Source organism: Leptolyngbya sp. FACHB-711 (assembly GCF_014695615.1).
Taxonomy (GTDB): Bacteria; Cyanobacteriota; Cyanobacteriia; order Elainellales; family Elainellaceae; genus Leptolyngbya_A.
Genome location: NZ_JACJOR010000256.1, coordinates 1 through 4,272, shown reverse-complemented (window position 1 = coordinate 4,272; position 4,272 = coordinate 1). Strand labels below are relative to the sequence as shown.

Sequence of the window (4,272 nt, the reverse complement as noted above, 5' to 3'; positions counted from 1 at the left end):
CCGCTGCTGCCAAATGTTTTTGCTGTGTCTCAGTCTGTCGGGAAGCTGCTGGCGATCGAGCAGTTCAGGATGCACGCGCACCACCAGCGATTCTTCGTAGTAGGAACGGTTAAAAATTCCAATGCGACCCCGCTCTGGCATATTTCTGGCGTATCGCCACAGATAATCGTGGTCCAGATCTTCGGCAGAAGGCTGCTTAAAGCTAAACACCTGACAACCCTGGGGATTGATGCCCGACATGACGTGCTTGATTGTGCCATCTTTGCCTGCCGCATCCATTGCTTGAAAAATGCAAAGTAGCGCATAGGTGTTTTGGGCGTAGAGCTTATCTTGAAGTTCACCGAGCCGCTTTACCCCCTGAAGTAGCAGTTCATCCGATCGCGCTTTCAGTTCATCTTTTGAAAGGTGAAGATCTTGGGTTTCTAGTCCTGAAATAAAGCGCGGATCGTAGTGTTTAAGTTTAATCGAAGAATTAGGCTTGACAAGAAATGGATCAAAGTTCATAAAAATATTCCGATTGAGGCGGGCGAATATTCCAATGAGCTGATCTTAGAAGTCCAGTGGAAATTCATTATCCCGCGTCAGGCTGGACTTTGAAAGGAATCATTGCCTGATGAGATTCGCCACAAGATAGAATTCCTTGCTCCAGCAGCGTTAACACCTCTTCAAGCGAAAACGATCGATTTTCCTGAATCGCGATCGCCTTCATTGCCTGACTGAGCTGCTTGTATTGTTCTGAGGTCAGCGGCATTTGCAGATGATGTTCAAACAGATAGCGAAAATTGCTCATCCCGCTATGCTTGCCAAACCAGATTTCCACCTGGCTATGGGGCAGGCTGGTGTAGCTGTGGCGATCGCGCAGCAGGGAATGGACGTGAATCCCCGTTTCGTGATGCTGTGCTTGAGGCGAGTAGGGCGCATGGGCACGAATCCCCTGATGGTGCAATTTCTCAGCGACCTGCGCCACTGCACTGTAGCGAATGCCCGCCACCTCCCAGCCGAACCGCAGCTTTAAGCCGTTGAGCACCTGCTCTAACGCCACATTCCCCGCCCGTTCCCCGATACCGCCAAAGGTTCCAGAAATACCCGATGCTCCAGCTCGAACTGCCTGAATCGTGTTTTCCAGTGCCAAGCCCATGTCGTTGTGAAAATGAACCGCAATTGGCGTTTGGGGTGCGTATTGCAGCAAATCGTGAATCCAGACATAGGTTTTTTCGGGCGTGAGAATGCCGACCGTATCGCACAGAAGAATTTGCTCCACATAGGGCGCAAAAGCGGTCAAACACTCGACCAGAAACTCAAAATCTGCCCGACTCGCATCTTCAGCAGCGAAGCAAATCCGCAAGCCCAGATTGGCAGCATAGCGCAAATGATCCACCACTTTGCCCATCATCTGGCGACGAATTCGATCACGAAGCGCAGAGGGCAATGATTCCCGGTATGCTTTGCCTGCATACAGCGGATGGCGATCGATTTCCGGGTCGCGCAAAAACAGCAGGTGATCGGACACCGCATGAAACAGAATAATTTGCTCCACGCCACAGCTTTTCGACTGGTCGATCGCGCTATAGGTCATTGGGGTGGAAGCGGCAAGGCGATCGGCAAGCCCCTCAGTGACTAACATTTTGACCAGTTCAGCTTCCGTTTCGTGAACCGCAGGCATAAGAGCAATCTGGTGAACGCCTGTGGCAGCAATCTGATGGGCAAGACTGCGTTTTGTTTCCGCGCTGAAGCATAAACCGACCTGCTGTTCTCCGTCGCGCAGCGTCTCATCGGAAATGGTCAGATGAATGATCTCCATGCGCTTAGGACAGGGAGAAACCACAATTGAGCAGGCTTATTGTGGGTAAGCAATCCCAAGGTAACCAATCCCAAGGTAAACAGTCCCATTGAATGATGGTGAGATACCGCTTGCCAGACCCTAAAAACATGAATTTCTCCTCACACCAAAGACATCTTGAGAAAACACCCTGATAGACTGTCGCATCCTCTTCAGAAATTGGTGTATCCCAATTCACGGAATGACATTCTAGATGGTTATAGAGTATCAGAGGTGATTTATGAAGAGAACTTGAGGGAAATTTGGATTGTTCTTGAGCCAATCTTTCACTAATTAGCCAGGTTGCTAACTGGGTAGCTCACTAACCGGGCAATAAAAGAATTTTCGTTCTGAATTGCCCTAAGCACATGTTTGCCTTCAGATGTTTGCCTTGAGCAGATAAAAGCTTCAAACTCTCTTTTGGTTCCTGATTCGGCGTTGCTGAATCGAAGTATAAAGACACAACTTGAGACGCTGCATCGCCCCCTAAATTCCGCAATGCTGGGGGACTTTGAGGATCAGTTCCCCCCAAAATTAGGGGGCTAGGGAGGCGTATCATACTCCAATTCAGCAACGCCCCTGATTCAAAGGGGTTTGGGGGCAATGCAGAAGATTCACCACTGCTCAAGCTCTCCTCACCTTTAACTGTTTAACGCGAACTGTTCAACGCGCCAAATCCTGCTGCGAATCTGCCATCCCAAAGAGTCGTCGGACGATCGGCTTCATTACAGCAGGAGCCACATGAAACGCAGTCGTCCAGAAGTTTGCCGTACCAACCAGGACATCGTTTTGCCGATGTTCGATCGCCCTTCGCAGCGTTTGGGCAACAAATTCTGGGGTTTCCAGAAACGGACTGTGGAACGCTTTATACATCAACTCAAACCGATTTTTGGCGTCATCGCCGCGAAAGAGTGCTCGCTCATAAAGCTGCGTCCGAATAAAGCTGGGATAAATGCCGCAAACCTGAATGCCTTTCGGTTCTACCTCGGCTCGCAGAGATTTTGTTAAGCCTGTAAGCGCGTGTTTGCTGGTGGAATAGGGAACCTGATAAGGAATCGGGTCAAGTCCGCCGATCGACACCACATTGACGATCGTGCCGTTTCCGCGTGTCAGAAAGTGCGGCAGCAGTGCATGAATCGTGTGAATATAGCCCCACAAATTTGTATCCAGAATCGTGTGCCAGTCGTTTAGCGACGCATCCTCGACTGGACCCATGTAGTAAATTCCTGCATTGTTCACTAGCACATCAATTTGTCCTGCCTGAGCAATGGCCTGCTGCATTAACTGTTCCACTTGCACCGGATTGCTAACATCCGCAGAAATCGGGTATGCTTGCTGTCCCAGATTTCGCACTTCGATCGCAGCCGCTTCCAGGGGTTCCGGTTCGCGAGCAACTAGGACGATAGTATAGCCGTGCTTTGCCAGCTCTAGAGCAGTAGCTTTTCCAATCCCTTTTGATGCGCCTGTGACTAGAGCAGTTTTCGTCATGAGAAATTGAGTGGAGGAAAGTTGCTGATGATCCTACTCAGCCGATCGCCTCAATCACCTGCATCGCCCGGACGACTTCTATTCCTCCATCGGACAGAAAATGAGCAAGCGCAAATTAAACACGAATCACGATCTTGCCAAAATGCGTCCCGCTCTGAAGATGCTGATACGCTGCCTTTGCCTCTTTCCACTCAAAGATGCGATCGATCACAGGTTCGATTTGGTGTAGCGTCATCACCCGATTCATCGCCTCAAACATTTCGCGGTTGCCCACGTAAATTCCCTGCACATCAATACTTTTCATAAAAATCTGGGCATAGTTCACGTCGCCCGCTCCTGCCACCACCCCGATCAGGCTCACCCGTCCACCGATTCTCACCGATCGCAGCGATTTATCCAGCGTTCCGGCTCCGCCCACTTCGATTACCTGATCCACACCTTCGCGATCGCTCAATCTGTAAACCTGTTCTTCCCAAGCAGGATAGGTTTTGTAGTTGATGGTTTCATCGGCTCCCATCGCTTTCGCCCGCGCCAACTTTTCATCGCTGCTAGAGGTAATGATGACTCTCGCGCCGTTGATTTTGGCAAACTGAAGCGCAAAGATAGAAACTCCGCCCGTCCCTAGCAGCAGCACCGTTTCACCGGGAATTAAGTGACCCCTGGGGACAAGAGCGTGCCATGCCGTTACCGCCGCACAGGGTAAAGTTGCCCCCGCCTCGTAAGATAAATACTCAGGAAGCTTTACCACCCCATCTTCATGCAGCAGCACCAGTTCTGCCAGCATTCCGTCGATCGCCCCACCCAAAGCCGATTTCGTTTTCTCGCGGGTTAAGCTGCCCGACTGCCAAGCCTGAAAAAAGATGCCTGCAACCCGATCGCCCACCTTGATTCGCGTGACACCCGCACCCACTGCTACGACTTCGCCTGCACCATCTGATAGGGGGACGATCGGAAGCTTTTGTCCG

The 4,272-nt window shown here is 50.8% G+C and carries 4 protein-coding genes; all 4 read right to left on the bottom strand.

The features are described 5' to 3' along the window. Positions 1–504 (bottom strand): polyphosphate kinase 2 family protein (locus H6F80_RS09745; RefSeq protein WP_518523550.1); only part of this gene is annotated, 504 nt, incomplete at its 3' end. A gap of 67 nt (positions 505–571) precedes the next feature. Then, entirely contained in the window at positions 572–1,801 is a 1,230-nt protein-coding gene (locus tag H6F80_RS09740; RefSeq protein WP_190791368.1) for a LeuA family protein, read from the bottom strand. Between the two features lie 681 nt (positions 1,802–2,482). After that, positions 2,483–3,307 carry an SDR family NAD(P)-dependent oxidoreductase gene (locus H6F80_RS09730; RefSeq protein ID WP_190791366.1) on the bottom strand — a complete coding sequence of 275 codons (825 nt, stop codon included), beginning with the start codon at positions 3,305–3,307 and terminating at the stop codon, positions 2,483–2,485. Positions 3,308–3,422: 115 nt separating this feature from the next. Next, on the bottom strand, positions 3,423–4,272 hold an 850-nt coding region (locus tag H6F80_RS09725), incomplete at its 5' end, for a zinc-dependent alcohol dehydrogenase family protein (RefSeq protein ID WP_190791365.1).

Excerpts from the sequence above, each read along its gene's own strand:
- H6F80_RS09730 (WP_190791366.1), bottom strand. The coding sequence starts at position 3,307 with ATGACGAAAACTGCTCTAGTCACAGGCGCATCAAAAGGGATTGGAAAA.
- H6F80_RS09740 (WP_190791368.1), bottom strand. The coding sequence starts at position 1,801 with ATGGAGATCATTCATCTGACCATTTCCGATGAGACGCTGCGCGACGGA.